14 protein-coding genes are annotated in these 16,405 nt (G+C 40.2%); 3 read left to right on the top strand and 11 right to left on the bottom strand.

Annotated features, from left to right (window positions below):
• Positions 1-52 precede the first annotated feature (52 nt).
• Both AC1DFT_RS15865 and AC1DFT_RS15860 read right to left on the bottom strand, forming a co-directional pair.
• Entirely contained in the window at positions 53-1,594 is a 1,542-nt protein-coding gene (locus AC1DFT_RS15865; protein ID WP_478159902.1) for a right-handed parallel beta-helix repeat-containing protein, read from the bottom strand.
• A gap of 181 nt (positions 1,595-1,775) precedes the next feature.
• Positions 1,776-4,340, bottom strand: coding sequence for a beta-glucosidase (locus AC1DFT_RS15860; RefSeq protein ID WP_478159777.1), 2,565 nt, complete (start codon positions 4,338-4,340; stop codon positions 1,776-1,778).
• A gap of 568 nt (positions 4,341-4,908) precedes the next feature.
• On the opposite strand from AC1DFT_RS15860, the gene AC1DFT_RS15855 reads away from it, so the two are divergent.
• Positions 4,909-5,217 (top strand): hypothetical protein, encoded by a 309-nt coding sequence (locus AC1DFT_RS15855; protein WP_478159775.1) that lies wholly within the window; start codon positions 4,909-4,911, stop codon positions 5,215-5,217.
• Positions 5,218-5,333: 116 nt separating this feature from the next.
• On the top strand, positions 5,334-6,017 hold the full coding sequence (locus tag AC1DFT_RS15850; RefSeq protein ID WP_478159773.1) for a polysaccharide lyase: 684 nt from the start codon (positions 5,334-5,336) through the stop codon (positions 6,015-6,017).
• Between the two features lie 132 nt (positions 6,018-6,149).
• Here AC1DFT_RS15850 and AC1DFT_RS15845 read toward each other — a convergent pair whose 3' ends face one another.
• Entirely contained in the window at positions 6,150-6,299 is a 150-nt protein-coding gene (locus AC1DFT_RS15845) for a hypothetical protein (protein ID WP_478159771.1), read from the bottom strand.
• 641 nt (positions 6,300-6,940) lie between these two features.
• Between AC1DFT_RS15845 and AC1DFT_RS15840 the strand changes: the two genes are divergently transcribed.
• Positions 6,941-7,831, top strand: coding sequence for a LysR family transcriptional regulator (locus AC1DFT_RS15840; RefSeq protein ID WP_478159769.1), 891 nt, complete (start codon positions 6,941-6,943; stop codon positions 7,829-7,831).
• Between the two features lie 16 nt (positions 7,832-7,847).
• On the opposite strand, the gene AC1DFT_RS15835 is transcribed toward AC1DFT_RS15840, so the two are convergent.
• The 8 genes from AC1DFT_RS15835 to AC1DFT_RS15800 form a co-directional block, all read right to left on the bottom strand.
• Positions 7,848-8,864, bottom strand: a complete 1,017-nt coding sequence (locus tag AC1DFT_RS15835; protein WP_478159767.1) for an ABC transporter ATP-binding protein — start codon at positions 8,862-8,864, stop codon at positions 7,848-7,850.
• Entirely contained in the window at positions 8,842-9,846 is a 1,005-nt protein-coding gene (locus tag AC1DFT_RS15830; protein ID WP_478159765.1) for an ABC transporter ATP-binding protein, read from the bottom strand. The genes AC1DFT_RS15835 and AC1DFT_RS15830 overlap by 23 nt, the downstream gene beginning before the upstream one ends.
• 17 nt (positions 9,847-9,863) lie before the next feature.
• Entirely contained in the window at positions 9,864-10,799 is a 936-nt protein-coding gene (locus AC1DFT_RS15825) for an ABC transporter permease (protein ID WP_478159763.1), read from the bottom strand.
• A gap of 15 nt (positions 10,800-10,814) precedes the next feature.
• Positions 10,815-11,732, bottom strand: coding sequence for an ABC transporter permease (locus tag AC1DFT_RS15820; RefSeq protein WP_336499243.1), 918 nt, complete (start codon positions 11,730-11,732; stop codon positions 10,815-10,817).
• A gap of 182 nt (positions 11,733-11,914) precedes the next feature.
• Positions 11,915-13,465 carry an ABC transporter substrate-binding protein gene (locus AC1DFT_RS15815; protein ID WP_478159760.1) on the bottom strand — a complete coding sequence of 517 codons (1,551 nt, stop codon included), beginning with the start codon at positions 13,463-13,465 and terminating at the stop codon, positions 11,915-11,917.
• A 28-nt stretch (positions 13,466-13,493) separates the two neighbouring features.
• Positions 13,494-14,681, bottom strand: coding sequence for a M20 family metallopeptidase (locus AC1DFT_RS15810; protein ID WP_478159758.1), 1,188 nt, complete (start codon positions 14,679-14,681; stop codon positions 13,494-13,496).
• 1,068 nt (positions 14,682-15,749) lie between these two features.
• On the bottom strand, positions 15,750-15,974 hold the full coding sequence (locus AC1DFT_RS15805; RefSeq protein WP_478159756.1) for a hypothetical protein: 225 nt from the start codon (positions 15,972-15,974) through the stop codon (positions 15,750-15,752).
• 178 nt (positions 15,975-16,152) lie between these two features.
• A partial coding sequence (locus AC1DFT_RS15800) for a nuclear transport factor 2 family protein (RefSeq protein WP_478159754.1) occupies positions 16,153-16,405 on the bottom strand: 253 nt, incomplete at its 5' end.

Here is a 16,405-nt window from a genome sequence, read left to right as displayed (position 1 = left end):
TAAAATTACAAACTAGCCACTTCTTTAGCACGGGAATCAAATACCAACTCTCTTAGTTTGAGCCCTGACCCGCGACCTCGATCCCGTCAGCTACCCTCAGCTCGGCTCCGTCTATGCCGTCGACGACGTTTTCGACCACGCTGAGGTCCTCCCCTGCATCAATCTTAATGCCGTTGGCTGCCTGTCGAATTACGTTGGAATCGATCCTGATGCCTGTGGGGATTCCTTTGCCCCGTCCGTCGGTGCCGCTATCCTTATTGAGCCAGATGGCCCAGAAGCCATCACTCCCTCCAGTGATGTGGTTATCGTGCAACTCCGTGCCAGGCGCATTGCGGACCTCGATGCCGGTCTTCGAATCCTCCGTGGCAGTAATCCAGTTGTCCTCGATGAGGGTGTCAGGAGTTCCCAGGATGACGAGGACCCCCTGACGGTTTCCAATCAGGTAGTTGGAGTGAACCCAGTTTCCAGGTCCTGATGCGTCGTGCTTGTTCTTTGCCCCACCGGAATTGCCCAGCGCAATGCCCGCTCGCTGCCCACCGATAACCGTGTTATCTCGGATATCGTTCAGATATTCACCCTCGCCGTGCAGGTCAATGGCGTCGAGGTGACTGCCGACGATGATGTTTTCCGCCACGAGATTATTGTGTGTGGGGAATTGCAACAAAATAGCGTGCCGCAGATGCTTGCCATCGAAGGTATTTCCGATGACGACATTGTGCCGGGAATCGTTGGTGGCATCCGGGTCATGTTGGTCCCTTGAGCCCTCGATAGCGATGCCGTAGCCTTGTCCACCAGGTCCAACGGCAGTTGCCTCACTGATGTAGTTTCCTGATATAGTCACTTCACGGCTGGCCTTGACGGAGATGCCGTGGCGCTCGAACCTACGGATGCCCAGGTTCTCCACCAGGATCTGGGAGCTAGCCTGCCCTTTATGCGCTCCGAGGTGGATCCCGTACATCGGCCCGCCACCCGCGTCACCATCGTCGGGGTCGTCGCCAAGTGGGCCCTCATGACGGGAAGTGATAGTGAAGTCAGCGACGATGACGTCGTGGACGCCGGAGCCACGGATTACCCGGCTGTCATCCCCGCCGTCCAGGGAGGTCAGCAGCACTGTTTTCTCCTGACCTTCACCGCGCAGGTCCACGCCGCTGCGCAGCACGATGTTCGCCGACTCGTCGGCCGGGTCAGTGGAGCGCAGGTCGTACGTGCCGGCCGGCAGTACGACTTCGTCACCCGGTACAGCCGCTTCCAAGGCCGCCCGAATGGCCGCTGCGTCGTCGTCTGAGTCCGGATCCGGATTTGCCCCAAAGTGCGTAACGTCAAGTCGCCTGCCCGTGGCCTGCCCCGGCGTCGGCACCTCGATCGGCGCTCCGGAGCGGTCCACCAAGCCGGGGGACTGCCAGTCGCCGCGCTCGGACGGCGCAGGTTCTATGGCTTCATCTCTCTCAGAAGGTGCAGGTTCTACGACTTCATCTCTTTCGACCGGTCCGTCGGATTGCCGGGCAGTGCATGCAGTCAAAAGGACCACCAGGCCAAGGATCACCCACCACGAATGCGCCGAACCCCGTCGGCTATTCTTATCGGATTCCTTCATCAAACTTCTCACGTCCTTTCTGAACTCTTTTCGTCCCTCTCATCATCCATAGAAGCGACGAGAAAAACGGTGAGCTCACGCGCTCACCGCTTTCGGATGCTCCGACGCCCCTAACGGGTCGCCGACCTCATCCCATGGCCGGGGTTCCTACCGATTAAAGTTCCCCTTGCCATTGCTATTATCATTGGCTGTTGCCATCGTTGTTGCCTTGGCCATTGCCTTTGTTGTTACCTTTGTTACCTTTATTACCTTTGTTATTGTCTTTGTTGTTACCTTTATTACCTTTGTTATTGTCTTTGTTGTTACCTTTATTACCTTTGTTATTGTCTTTGCCGTTGTCTTTGTTAAGTTTGAAGTTCAACGGAATTTCTTTTTCCAACGGAGTGACTGCCGAGGAACCACCGACATGCACGCGGTATTTCCCATCAACAGTAGCCCACTCGCCATCAGCCCAATTCGCTAGGTTGTCCGGTTCTTCCGGAATGAAATAAGAGAACGGGTGGTTGGAGTCAGCCTGGTTAATACGCACAGTCACCTGTTTACTCTCACCTGGCTTAAGGTCAACCTTCTCGAAGTTAACAAGTCGCTTAGTCGGCTGCCCTGCTTCATTCGGCAGTGTCAAGTATACCTGTGTCGCTTCTTTACCAGCAACATCGCCTGTGTTCTTGATATTGAAGGACACGTCAATACCAGCTAACGAGCCGTTATTGCCATTGCCTCCGCGAACTTGTTTCACCTTAAGATCTTTATATTCGAAAGTCGTGTACGACAGGCCGTACCCGAATGGGAATACTGGCTTCACATCATTTGCTTCATACCAGCGGTAGCCCATCTCTAGTCCCTCAGTGTACTTGGCGATTAATTGGTCGGAACCATCACCATACGCTCCTGGGCCACCTGGCTTGCCAGTATCTTGACGAGTTCCAGGGAACTGCTCCTCAGTTGCGAAGGCGGCTTCACGCTCGGTCGCACCGAACGTCATAGGTAGCTTACCAGAAGGATTAACTTTACCATAAAGCAAGTTGGCCACAGCATTGCCATCTTCCATGCCTGGGAACCAAGCCTCAAGCACTGCTGGTACCTCATCCAACCATGGCATAAGTACTGTACCGGAAGTCTTCAGGACAACAGCGGTGTTCTCCGCATTGGCCTCTAGAACCGCATCGATTAGCAGCTCCTGCTCCACCCAGTTCTCTCGTTCCGGGTGTTTGTCAAGGTCGATAGCTGGGAAGCCAAGGGTATCGCGGTCCACAGTCTCATGCGGGTTGTCGCCGACCATTAGCAGCACGACGTCGGACTCAGCAGCCAACTCAGCGGCAGCCTCTGGGTCACGACCATCGTTGTACGTTACTTCAGTGTCGTAGCCTAGCTCCTCGATGACGTTCTCTAGGCCCTCCTGTGGAGTGACCGTATAAGGAGTCACGACGTTCTCGTTATTGTCCCGAATGGAACGTGGGGACATCTTTGCCCCACCGGCGAACCACTCGACACCGATCAACGCGATAGACTTCGGCTCGCCGTTCAATGGCAGGAAGTCGTTCTCGTTCTTTAACAGCACGGCCCCTTCCTCAGCCATCTTACGTGCGCTAGCACCATTAGCAATCGGATCGACAATCTCCGGCAGGAACTTGTCGTAAGGCTCATCCATATGTCCAAACTCAATCATCTTAATGTAGCGCGGACGAAGAAGATTGTCGATATCGTCCTCGATTACCTTACCTGAATCAAGAGCATCCTGGATTTTCTCCTCAGTGTAGTACTGTGGTGCCCAGTCAAGCTCGACATTCGTGCCCGCCTTAATAGCAGCAACCGTGTCGTGAATTGCGCGACGGTCACTCATAACGTAACCATCAAATCCCCAGTTGTCCCGTAAGGCATCTTGGAGTAATTCAGAGCTATCACAAGCATAAGTCCCGTTAACATCCGGGAATGAACACATCACTGAAGCTGGGTCAGCATCCTTGACAGTCATCTCGAAAGGCAACATGTACAGCTCGTTCATGGCCTTTGAAGGAACTTGGACACCCATCGTCCAACGCTCAGTTTCTTGCTCGTTGCCGGCTAAGTGCTTAAGCTGTGCCTGTACCCCTTGAGCCTGGATACCCTTGACTTGCTCAGTCGCCAGGATACCCGTCAAGTACGGATCCTCACTGAAATATTCATAGTTCCGCCCACCGTATGGGTGACGTATTAAGTTCATGCCCGGCCCGAGTAACACGTGATGCGCGAAGGCACGAGTCTCTTCCCCTAAAATTCGGCCAGCCTCATAGTTCAGCTCGCGGTCGAAAGTCGCGGCCAGTGCTGGGGTAGACGGTAGTCCCGTCGCCTCCGGGTCATTGCCACACGATCCGCCCTTTACGCCCGTACCACCATTGGTCATGCGGACTGTGGGGATGCCCAGTTCCTCAATTCCACGGATCTGCCGACCAGTGTCCTGCCACTCGCACCCTGGCAAGGTACCTTGTGGTGCGAATTCGCCATTCTGGTACTTGTTACTACCGCCTCTGTTGATGACGACTGTCTCACCAGTGTCGTTTTCATTGAAGCGCGATATGGCGATTTGTTGAATTTTCTGTTCTATCGTCATCTCATCGAGAAGCAGCTCAGTGCGCTCCTCAGCCGACAGCTTGGTGTTCATCCAGGGATTGGTCCCTTCCGTTCCTCCGGTCATCGCATTAGTAGGATTTACAAACGCAGACATGGAGATCGTTGCTGTCAAAAAAATTGAAGTAATTCGTTTTATCATTATTCTATCTCCTTTGCTAACTATTCCCTATTCCGTTTATTAGTATAGAGGAAGATTATTACGCTATTATTAACGCTATATTACAAAACAATAATAAAAATAACTAGATTAGTAATGCTCCTAAAGTCTAAAAGTAGTATTAAAACACCATAACAACAAAAAACATGATATTAGTATCGCTACCAAATGCCCAAATAAAAATCCAAACATTGTAGCAAGAAATTTTCCCTAAAGAACCAATCAAATTAAATTTGATGAGTATTATGTTTCATTACCCTAAATATATGGAAACAGGATAGAGGAACTTCTATTTATTTAAATAAGCATTGTTACTATCCGTTTGTACATTTCCAACTTTATTTGTCCTACACTAAATATGTAATGATAATAAAGTTAGTAAATTTTGAGATCAATATAAGGAGGCTGGGACATAACTAGCTTCAAATAAAGAAAAAAGAGAAAATGAGCGCGCTCAACTTCTCTTTTTTCTTTATTCTGCGTTTAGCGTTGCGAGTAAATAATCAATATAAAATACCGATATATTGATTGAGTATTATATTGGAGGTGCATGGATATATATGAAAGAATTTTTTTATCGGCATTAATAATTCCAGCATTGCTATTATCCACTGTTACTATAACGGAAGCATCAACTAAAGTAATGTGGGGAAAAACAGAATTAAGAAAAGGACAAATTGGTAAGATAACTGTGCTAAATACAGCTCAACTTTACCAAAATAACAATGAAGGCATACTTGGACAAATCAATAGAACCTTACGTAAAGGTGAAGAATATAGAGTCTACAGTTATAAAAGTAAAGATAGTGGTTATTATGGACTTGGCGGAGGTTTGTTCGAAAAAAGTCAAATGTTATAAAATATGAAACTCCATCTAAAGCCAAGCTCTCATTGGTAGAGGATAAATACCTCCCTTCCACTTCAAATACTGACGAAAAAGAGCTTGGATTTAAAGAAGGTGGCTTTGGGAATAGATTGATAGGTTTCAAGAATCATCCCGCATGGACTGTTTATGGGAGCAATCAAGTCACTGAGGATTTTGGTAACTATCGAGTTTTACAAGGTGGCAATCGATTAAAAATTGATGATATAGGAAGATTAACTTTTGAACTCCCAAAAGGTTCAGTGGGAAGTTCACATGGTGGAGGCATTATTAAAGCTGATATGGCTAAAAAAGATACATATACTTTTGAGTATGAAGTCTTTTTTGACCAAAACTTTCCTTGGAGTAAAGGGGGAAAATTACCAGGACTTAGTGGTGGTGTAGGCTATACTGGTGGTACTCCTGCATGGAACGGGGATGGCTTTAGTGTTCGCATTATGTGGAGAGAAGATGGAAGATTGCTTCCATATGTTTATCATAAAGAACAACCGGGCAATTATGGTGATACTTTTGGAGCCACGATTGGATATTTAACGGATGGTAAACCCCATAAAATTAAATATTTGGTAAAGTTAAATACAGGCAGTAACCATGATGGAATTTTAATGATTTATCTTGATGACGAACTAAAATTAGAAAAACGAGATATTGTTTATCGAACAAATGATTCCAAAATCGATACAGCTCACATTTCTGTCTTCCCAGGAGGTTCAACCAAAGATTGGAAAATGATCGACACTGGATATATAAGATTCAATTCGATTAAATGGGAATAGATTTTAACTCATGAATAAAGAACTGTAAATGAATTTTTCATTTTAAGGTACCACATTGTCGAGAATGGGATATTTTTCTCGGCAATTTTTTATTAGAAGTATATTCACCAACAACAAAATCTCTAGCACCTGCTAGTAATTTTCCGATTTAAAAAGGAGATGGTCGGGATGAAACGTTTTCGACAATTGTTCGATTTTTTTATCTGTATACGCTGTTTCCAGTTTCCACATGAGTTCCTTGATTGTCTTTTCATTTATTTTCGGTTTTCTTTTGAAAAACATTTTATGCTACCTCCAGTGAACATCCCAACTATATTAAAAATCAAAATGACCCGCATTTTTAAATGCTTTTATTATTTCCACTCCTATAAAAAAGCATTTGATTACATATATTGTAATTAAATGCTCCCTATTTTTAAACAACTTTATTTGTGATCAATATTATTGTCCAGAGACATTATAGTTGGTAACTCCAAAATTCAATAATAGCAACGAAATACAGATGTTTCAGAAAACTTTATTTTACATTATAGTTGGTAACCCATCAAATCGTACTCCAAGGTTATTTTACATTAAAGTTTGTAACCCATGTTTTTCGTAATGTTATGATTTTAACAATATAATATGCAGGAATTCTATACTGATGATTGATTATTTCGGAAAGCGAATATTTAACTAAAGCACCCGTTAGTAGAAGAACAATAGTCCTTTCAAGCTCGGAAAAACAATAATTAGTCAAACTGTGCGAAAATTAGACCATCCCGTAATTCCTCATAGTTTCATTTTATCAAAATAATAAAACGCAAAATAATCAGAATAGTTTAAATTTAACTCTAGCACAGGGACTCTTTTTAAGCGTGTATAATTCAAGTATAGTTATACTTAACCTAGTCAAACGTCTCACAAAGAGGAGATTCCAATTTATGAAAGAACAAGATTGCTTATTGTTAGTGATTATACATGAGGAACAAAATATTACGAAGGCAGCGAATCGGTTATTTATGTCTCAACCTGCTCTTACCTATCGGCTGCAGCAAATTGAGCAGGAGTATGATATTAAAGTTCTGAAACGAGAAGGTAACAAAATGAGGTTTACACCCGAGGGGGATTACTTAGTTGAATTCTCAAAAAATATGCTACTTGAGATAAGTAAAATGAAGGATTATATGAGTTTAATCAAAAACAATACCCAGGGACGACTTAGAATAGGTGTTTCTAGTAATTTTGCGTTGTACAGTCTACCCCCTATCATTAAAAAATTCCTGGAGTTGACTCCTAAAGTGCAAGTTAAGATAAATTCTGGTTGGAGTTCAGAGATTGTACAGTTATTAAAAGAAAATGTTATTCAAATTGGGATTGTAACAGGAAACTATGATTGGTATGAAGATAAGATACTTTTACATGAAGATCCAATTTCCATTATTTCTATTAGACCTATCCAGCTGAAAGAGTTGCCCTCTACACCAATGATTTCCTATCAGCCGAATAACCTTATTAGAAAAACGCAAAAGCCTTCAAACCCTTTATCCAAACTAATTGAAAATTGGTGGCAAGAGAACTTTACATCAGCTCCAATGATTAGCATGGAGATTGATAAGGTAGAAACATGCAAAGAGATGGTTGCGAATAATTTAGGATATGCCATCATCCCTAAATCAGCTCTTACTTCACATGACTCATTCTATACATATGATTTAAGAGCCGAAAATGATGAGTTAATAACCCGGAAGACATGGCTAATGTACCGAGAGTCTTCCCTTGAGCTTTCACCGGTTAAAAGCTTTGTCGAACATATGAAAAAAGCCTTATTATAGGCTTTTCTCTATAAATCTAGTACGGAAAATGGCAGGCAACAAAATGACCACTCTCTTTTTCAGTAAATTCTGGTAGCACGTCTTTACATTTTTGGGTTGCAATTGGACATCTCGTATGGAACTTACAGCCAGATGGTGGATTAACTGGACTCGGGATATCTCCCTCGATGCCAACATCCTTACGATTATTTCTTAATGTAGGACTAGAAATAGGGACAGAAGATAACAATCCAGCAGTATAAGGATGCATCGGCCTTTTAAATAACTGCTCTTTCGTTGTTAACTCAACTAGATCTCCTAAGTACATAACACCAATACGATCACTAAAATGTTTAACAGCTGGTAACCCGTGCGCGATAAAAATATAAGTTAAATGATATTTTTTTTGAATAGAGGATAACAAATTTAATATTTGAGCTTGAATGGATACATCCAATGCAGAAACTGGTTCATCACATACTATAAGTTTAGGCTTTAGTGCAAGAGCTCTTGCAATCCCAATTCTTTGTCTTTGCCCACCACTAAACTCGTGAGGAAATCGGTTGGAGTATGAAGGATCTAGACCTACATCATCCATTAATTCAAACACTTTTCGTTCCAACTCATTTTTATCGAGTTTCATATGAGTAATTAACGGTTCAGCTATGATATCAAATAATCTCATCCTCGGGTTCAATGATGAGAAAGGATCTTGAAAAATCATTTGAAAATCTGTCCGTTTCTTCTTCAATTCTTTTTCTTTTAATGAGGATATTTCTATTCCATCAAAAACAATCTTTCCTTCTGTAGGTTTTAATAAACCCATTATCAAATTGCCTAACGTTGATTTCCCACACCCTGATTCTCCAACAATCCCTAGAGTTTCTCCTCTATTTACGGTTAGATCGATGCCATCGACCGCCTTCAAATATTCTTTATTCTTTTTAAGAAGATGTCCTCCTACCTCAAAATGCTTTTTGACACCTTCTAAGATCAACAGTTGCTGTCCAGTTTCTCCATTTAAACGAATGCTATCTTCCAATGTTTTCAGCATAAAGCAACTCCTCCTGGTTTTCTTCATAAAGCCAGCATCTGACCTTATTGGAATCCCCCAAGCTTGTTAGATTTGGGCTCTCTTTGCGGCAGATTGCCTTCACGTGTGGACATCTTGGATGAAAGGAACAACCAGTAGGTCGATTCGCTGGAGAAGGTACGTTACCTTTAATTGGTTCTAAATCATCCTTTTCATCATCCAGATGGGGAGTACTATTTAATAATCCCTTTGTATATGGATGCCTTGGATTTGCAAAAAGACTAAATACATCTGCTTCCTCTACTACTTGACCTGAGTACATAACAATCACTTTATCCGCTATTTCTGCTACTACACCCAAATCATGTGTAATTAATAAAATGGATGTATCAAAATCATCTCTTAGTCCTTTCATTAATTTTAAGATTTGAGCTTGAATAGTTACATCTAAAGCAGTCGTCGGTTCGTCAGCGATTAATAACTTTGGGCTACAAGCCAATGCCATAGCAATCATCACACGTTGCCTCATCCCACCACTTAACTCATGGGGATACGATTCATATATCTTATCAGCTCGTGGTAATCCTACTTTATTTAACATCTCTATACTTCGTTGTTTAGCCATTTTTTTTGTTAGTTTTTGATGAAGGATAAGTGTTTCAATCAGCTGTTTCCCAATTTTAACCACCGGATTAAGAGAACTTAGTGGCTCTTGAAAAATCATCGAAATGTCATTACCTCGTATCGATCTCATCTCTTTTTCTGAAATCTTTGTTAAATCTTTCCCTTCAAAAATAACTTCACCATCTACAATCTTTCCTGGTGAATCTACTAATCTCATGATTGAGTAAGAAGTGACACTTTTACCGCAGCCTGATTCACCAACAATTGCAATTGTTTGTCCTTTATCGATGGTGAATGACACGCCATCTACTGAAGGAATAATTCCTTTATCTGTATAAAAATGAGTTTTTAAATTGACTACTTCAAGCATCTTTGTCATTTCCATTCCTCCATTCACTAAGATTTAGTTCCTCGTGATCTAGGATCTAGTACATCCCGTAACCATTCTCCTAAAAAAATAATTCCAAGGACTGTAATCGAAATTGCTACACCAGGAAAAGTCGATAACCACCAACTAGTTGCGAGATGTTCCCTTCCTTCACTCAGCATAATACCCCATGAAATGGCAGGAGGTTGAATACCTAATCCTAAAAAACTTAAAGAAGATTCTGTAATAATAGTTCCAGCTATACTTAATGTCGAAATGACGATAATTGATGAAAAAACATTTGGTAAAATATGACGGAAAATAATATTAAAATTTGAAACTCCAATTGTCTTCGCCGCTTTTACATATTCTCTTTCTTTGATACTTAATGTTTCACTTCTAACCAAACTTGCATACATAACCCAATTCGTGACACCAATGACAAAGATCAGAGTGAACAATCCAGGATTTAATACCGTTAAAAAAACGATACAAAATAAGGTAGTCGGAATCGCCAAAAAAGAATCTACCAATCTCATAATAAGGCTATCAACAATTCCACCATAATAACCTGCAATAAGACCAAATACAACGCCTATTAACCCTCCGACAACAACAGATAGTATACCTACAATAATAGATATTCTCGAACCATAAATAAGTCTGCTTAAAATATCACGTCCAAGATTATCTGTACCAAGAATATGACTTAAGTCCCCGTTAACAAGCCAAAATGGCGGCTTTAGCATATTAGCGGTATCAATTTTATTGGGATCGTATGGTGCGATGACCGGTGCTAACAACGCCATCAAACATACAGTTAACACGATAAGGAGACCTACAACTCCCGTTTTGCTAGTTAATAACTTTTTTAATAGTACTAGAAACTTTTTACTCATATTTTCTTTTTGTCTACTGCTCTCAACTGGATAAGGAGATAGCTCAGCCTGATTATTCAATTCCATCGATTTACCTCCTCGTTAATTAAACTTTATCCTTGGATCTAGTACACGGTACATGATATCCGTCAGTATATTGATGAATATAATCATGCTCGCTGTGACAAAGACTGCGGCTTGAATTATTGGAAGATCCTTTGCATAGACCGCTTGGATGATCAATTGCCCAAGTCCTGGCCAAGCAAATATCATTTCCGTAATTAACGATCCACCAACTAAAGCTGCGGCTTGAAGGAAGGTAATCGTAATTACAGGTACCAATGAATTTTTAAAAGCATGTTTAATTACAACGGCCGAATATTTTAAGCCTTTGCTTCGTGCTGTTCGAATATAATCCTGATGAAGTATTTCTAACATACTAGAACGCACAAGACGCGTGATTTCTGCGGACATCGCCGTTCCTAAAGTAATGGCAGGCAAAACAATATGGGAATAGCTTCCTGTTCCTGAAACCGGCAAAACTTTTAGAGTGACAGAAAAAACTAAAATCAACATAATTCCTAGCCAAAAGTTTGGTATAGCTTTTCCTAATACAGAAAAGCTAGTTGCAAAAAAGTCAATGACAGTATTAGGTTTTACTGCAGATATTATCCCCAATGGAATAGCAATTAGAATCGCAATAATCATCGATGCTGTAGCTAACTCAAGCGTTGCGGGTAGCCTTTCTAACACAAGTCCTAATGCTGAAGTCCCGTATTGATAGGATTCACCAAAGTCCCCCCGAAACAAATCTAAGATATAATTTCCAAATTGGACATAAAACGGCTGATCAAATCCCAATGCATGGCGAAACTGAGCTATCTCCTCTGGTGATGCATCTGCAGGTAACATTGTAGCAACAGGGTCTCCCGCTATATAAACAAGTACAAAAATCATGATTGTAACGATAAAAAGTACTGGAGGAATTTGAAGTAATCTCTTAGCTAAATATTTCCACACGGCTATCCTCTCCTTTAGTTGAACGGTGTAATATAATATTTTCGATAACAATCTTCCCTTTCACGTACATTGCTACGAAGCTACTTCAAAACAAAGCCCATGACGTTTTTATAGAAATTCCCCCTCTCTATTTCCGATGAAAAAAGGGAGGGGCAATAAGCATAGTGCTTCTTAAAATTAGACTACATATTTGTTATATCTGGAATGTAAATAAGCTCATCCATTCTTGTTTCATACTCTATAGATTTAGAAACCCCAAAATATTGGTCAATTTGAAATAAAGGTAAAATTGGCTTTTCATCATTTGCAATATCTTGAACACGTTGATACATTTCAATGCGAGCGCTTTCATCCATTGACGTTTCAGCATCGCTTAATAACTGGTCAACTTCTGGGTTACTATAACCGTTAATCGAACTAGCACGATCCGTGCCATAGTAATTTAGTGACTGACCAGCATCAAAAAACGAAGAACCTAGTGCTATTAAGTAACCATCTTTAAACTTTTGCTGTTCTCTTAACTCAACGAATGGTTCCCACTTCATCAAATTCATTTCTGTTTTGATCCCTGCTTCTTCTAGCATCCCAGCAATCAGTTGCATTACTTCACGGTCTTGAATGTACCTTCCAGTTGGACCAGATAATTCTATAGTCAGCCCATCTTCATAACCTGCTTCTGCTAATAGTTGCTTTGCTTTTGTAACATCGTAGTTATACTTTCCATATAACTCCTCTTGTGCGCCTATGTCTCCTGGGTTCACACGTGAAAGTGACGGAGTTCCACCACCATTTAACAAACTATCCACGATTGCTTGATCATCAATGGCATAATCCATCGCTTCTCGAACTTTCACATCAGAAGTTGGCCAACCTTCCTGTGTTCGAAGAAAAATCATATAATTTCGATTAGAAGGTCCATTAACAATTTGACTATTGTCAGAACTTTTTACTCGTTCCCAATCACTTGGAGGAACATTTGCAACAATATCAATGTTTCCTGACAAAAGTTCAGCAACCCTAGTTGAATCCTCAGGAATAGCTCTGAAAATAACCTGGTCAACATTTGTTACTTTCTTTCCAAAATAATCTGGATTAGGCTCTAATACAATCTGATTATCCCTTTTCCACTCAACAAATTTTAATGGGCCAGATCCAACTGGACTATTTTCAAAGTTATCCCATCCATTTTCTTCAATATAATCCTTTGGTAAAATTCCGGACGCTTGCCTTGAAATTCTGCTCAAAAGCATAGGATCAGGTTCAGTTGTAATGATTTGAAACGTTAGATCATCCAATACTTTAACTTCTTTTATCGTGTCATAATCACCATGACTTCGAAGAGTATCATCCTTTGCAACTCTTTCAAGTGTAAACTTAACGTCCTCAGCTGTTAAATCTTCCCCATTATGAAACTTGATGCCTTCGTTGAGTTTAAACTCTACAGTCGTATCGTCGATTTTATTCCATTCTTTTGCTAAATGGGGTTGAATTTCTCCTGCCTTGTCTCTCATCAATAAGTAATCAAATACATTAACGTGAATTGCCTCTGTAGTTGTAGTTGTATGGTTATGAATATCCCATGTCATAAGATCCGGCCCTAAGGAAATGATTAATGTCTTATCTTCTTCCTTAGAAACTTCTGTAGTTGCACCTTTCGATGTAGTGGTGCAGCCAGCTAGTAACAAGATAGAAACTAGTGCACAAATCGATAAAGCTGAAAATTTGCCCCTCATATAAATCCCCCTAGTTTTTGGTTGTAAATTAATTAGTTGACACAAGTTCTTCTGAATTGCTTTCTAATGTTTGTTTTGCAACTATGAATTCAGCTTTAATCCTATCTAACAATTCCGGTGAATAAACTAAATCTAGACAAGTCCCACTTAATGTCTTGGCAGCCACTAAAATTGCTTCATTTCCAACATTACTTTTAGAGGCTTCCACCCATTCTTCTGTATGATTTGATGTTCCATAGGGTACAAAAGAAACACGTATACATGCACCAGGCACGCGGTGAGTGACAATACTGAAATCAGTAGAACCAGTTCTTTCACGGGGTGGTGTAATATTCTTTGCTCCTGAAAAATGTGCATTTTCTAAGAGCAAATCATTTAAACTTTGAACATTCAACTTATTCTCCAGTGACTTTAAAGTATGAATGATTACCTTAGTTCCGGTAGCTAATGCCGCACCTTTAGCTACGTTAAACACTCGTTCCACAACTTCATTTAAATATTTTCGATCCTTCGCACGAACGGAAAATTTGGCTGTTGCCCTTTTGGGTACAATGTTAGGAGCTTTCCCTCCATCCGTGATGATGCCATGAATTCGAACATCCGTACGAACATGCTCGCGTAAATATTCCATTCCATTAAAGGTCATAAGAACTCCATCTAGTGCACTAATTCCTTGTTCAGGAGCCACAGCAGCGTGTGATTCCTTTCCGATAAATTCAAATTCAAAGTTATCTACAGCTAGTGATCTTCCATCAACTGTTGTCCGGTCACCACCGTGCATCATTAATGCCACATCAAGATGGTCAAAATATCCTCCGTTAGCCATCGGAATCTTGCCACTTGTTGTTTCCTCGGCAGGAGTTCCGATTACTTGAATCGTTACATCCTTGTGGCTCAATTGCCTCGAAAGAGCAATGGCTGCTCCTAATACGGATGCAGATTGTAGGTTATGACCGCATCCATGGCCAAGACCCTTTAATGCGTCATATTCACAAAGCAATCCAATTACCGGACCTCCCAATCCATTTTTATAGGTGGCGATAAAGGCAGTTTCTAATCCGGCAATCCCTTTTTCAATAGTGAAACCATAGTTTCCTAATGTCTCCGTAATCTTCTGAACTGCCTTAAATTCCTCATTACCTAATTCAGGATTATCATGGATGTAATCACTAATACTAAATAAAACATCACTTAAACTTTCTACTTCTTTAAACAATACACTTTTCTCATCCAGCAAAATCAACACCTCAACTCTACTTAGTTTTCAATTAATAACATAAACCAATAAATAATAAAATATTAAATATTCAGATTCATTAGTCTAATATTAATGAAACATAAAATTAAAAGGAAATTTAAAAAAGTTAAGTCAGTTATAAAAAAATTCTATAGTTGTCCTTTACCTGTTTTGGCGAAAACCTTTTTATGTATGCAAAATAATAGTTTACCATAATTATTTGATAATTTTAATGATTATTACTACTCAGGTGTTTTCCAGATTGGACTGAAATGATTGAGGAAAGTACTTTAATCTTCTGTGTTCAAGGTGGGAAACGATGTCAAGGATTTGCTAAAATTGCTCAGTACCTTCGACTACGTGGAAGGTGTGCCCTATTTTAAAGCCACTTAATACAAATTCTATGAAACCTTAAGACATAATATAAAATCACTATAGATTATGGGTTTTACTTTTATTTTTTGAATTGCAGTAAATTGTCAGAATAGGGTAGAATTGTTTCTACCACAGGGACAAAAAAAGAAAGAAAAAAGCGTAATCCAAATAGGAGTACGCTTTCTTCCCTTAAGAGGGAATACACTTGGAAAATTTGTTAATGTTGCTAAGTTAAACCGTAACTGACAATTCCACATTCATCTCGTCAGTGCAKTTATGTCATCTGATATGAAACTACCAGACATTTAGGTGCACTTCCACAAAAAACTTTTCTTTCACTTCCAGGTAAAACACGTTGGACCTGAACCTAAATATATCGGTTTCCGACGAGAGTACCTTTTGTCAGTAAAGCAAATTTTCCGCCAAGGCTGTGCAAATCATCCATTGGAGTCTCTTGTAAACACATAGTTTACCAGTCCCTTCCTACGGTAGTTTCGCCTAGTACTATTTATATACCCCGCTTAAAAATAATTAAACATCTTTTATTAAATTTGTTCAAACTTTTTTATGTAAGTTTTGAAAGGATTTTTTTCCATCCAGCTCCTGCTGTATTATATCTTGTTTTTGTATAAAAAAACTTGCAAAAAGATTAGTTGAACAAGAATTCTTATTTTAGTAGTTTTTTAATTCCACTATCACCACTAATGTTTTTCGATAGTAGTCTATTTCTTTCTCAGTAAATTGGATAATTTCTAACTGATTTATAATTTTATCCTGAAAATCACTTAGTTGTTCTGGGAAGTTAGCTGTTCCCATTCTACTTTGAAATTCAATAAGACCATATTCTTTTTTTATAAACTTCTCACATAAGAGGAGTAATTTATTTTTATCAGTCATTGTATACCTCACTTAATTAATTTCATATTTCGTACACTTCAGCTAATCTGCCGCTTTAGTTAAAGAAGAAAAGAGGTCTGTGCAACCCTGTGAACTTTACTAAAGCACCCGTTAGCTTAATAAGAATAAAGGAATTGCTGCATCAATCCCTTTACCTCCAATCAAAATATTTTATTTTTTACTTCAAGTTAAAAATTCCCTTACCAGTCTCCATATTTATAGGCAATGATGAATGTTCATGAGATATGACCCAAGATTCATTCACTATTTTTAAACCATATGTGAACCGATTTGTCATTTGACGAAGTATCTCACCAGATTCTTCTTGGTGAGCAGCAAACGTTACAGCACAATGTACAAATGCGAGATATGAATTTTCTTCAACTACTAGGTTATTAAATTCAACTTTAAGTAAATCAACTTTAAGTAAA

Source organism: Psychrobacillus sp. 05T411, from assembly GCF_056396485.1.
This window is presented reverse-complemented; position numbering and strand designations above follow the sequence as displayed.

Bases quoted from the DNA above. Each gene is read 5' to 3' on its own strand.
- AC1DFT_RS15815 (WP_478159760.1), bottom strand. From the start codon at position 13,465: ATGAGGGGCAAATTTTCAGCTTTATCGATTTGTGCACTAGTTTCTATC.
- AC1DFT_RS15840 (WP_478159769.1), top strand. From the start codon at position 6,941: ATGAAAGAACAAGATTGCTTATTGTTAGTGATTATACATGAGGAACAA.
- AC1DFT_RS15825 (WP_478159763.1), bottom strand. From the start codon at position 10,799: ATGGAATTGAATAATCAGGCTGAGCTATCTCCTTATCCAGTTGAGAGC.
- AC1DFT_RS15835 (WP_478159767.1), bottom strand. From the start codon at position 8,864: ATGCTGAAAACATTGGAAGATAGCATTCGTTTAAATGGAGAAACTGGA.
- AC1DFT_RS15865 (WP_478159902.1), bottom strand. From the start codon at position 1,594: ATGAAGGAATCCGATAAGAATAGCCGACGGGGTTCGGCGCATTCGTGG.
- AC1DFT_RS15855 (WP_478159775.1), top strand. From the start codon at position 4,909: ATGGATATATATGAAAGAATTTTTTTATCGGCATTAATAATTCCAGCA.
- AC1DFT_RS15860 (WP_478159777.1), bottom strand. From the start codon at position 4,340: ATGATAAAACGAATTACTTCAATTTTTTTGACAGCAACGATCTCCATG.
- AC1DFT_RS15845 (WP_478159771.1), bottom strand. From the start codon at position 6,299: ATGTTTTTCAAAAGAAAACCGAAAATAAATGAAAAGACAATCAAGGAA.
- AC1DFT_RS15805 (WP_478159756.1), bottom strand. From the start codon at position 15,974: ATGACTGATAAAAATAAATTACTCCTCTTATGTGAGAAGTTTATAAAA.
- AC1DFT_RS15830 (WP_478159765.1), bottom strand. From the start codon at position 9,846: ATGACAAAGATGCTTGAAGTAGTCAATTTAAAAACTCATTTTTATACA.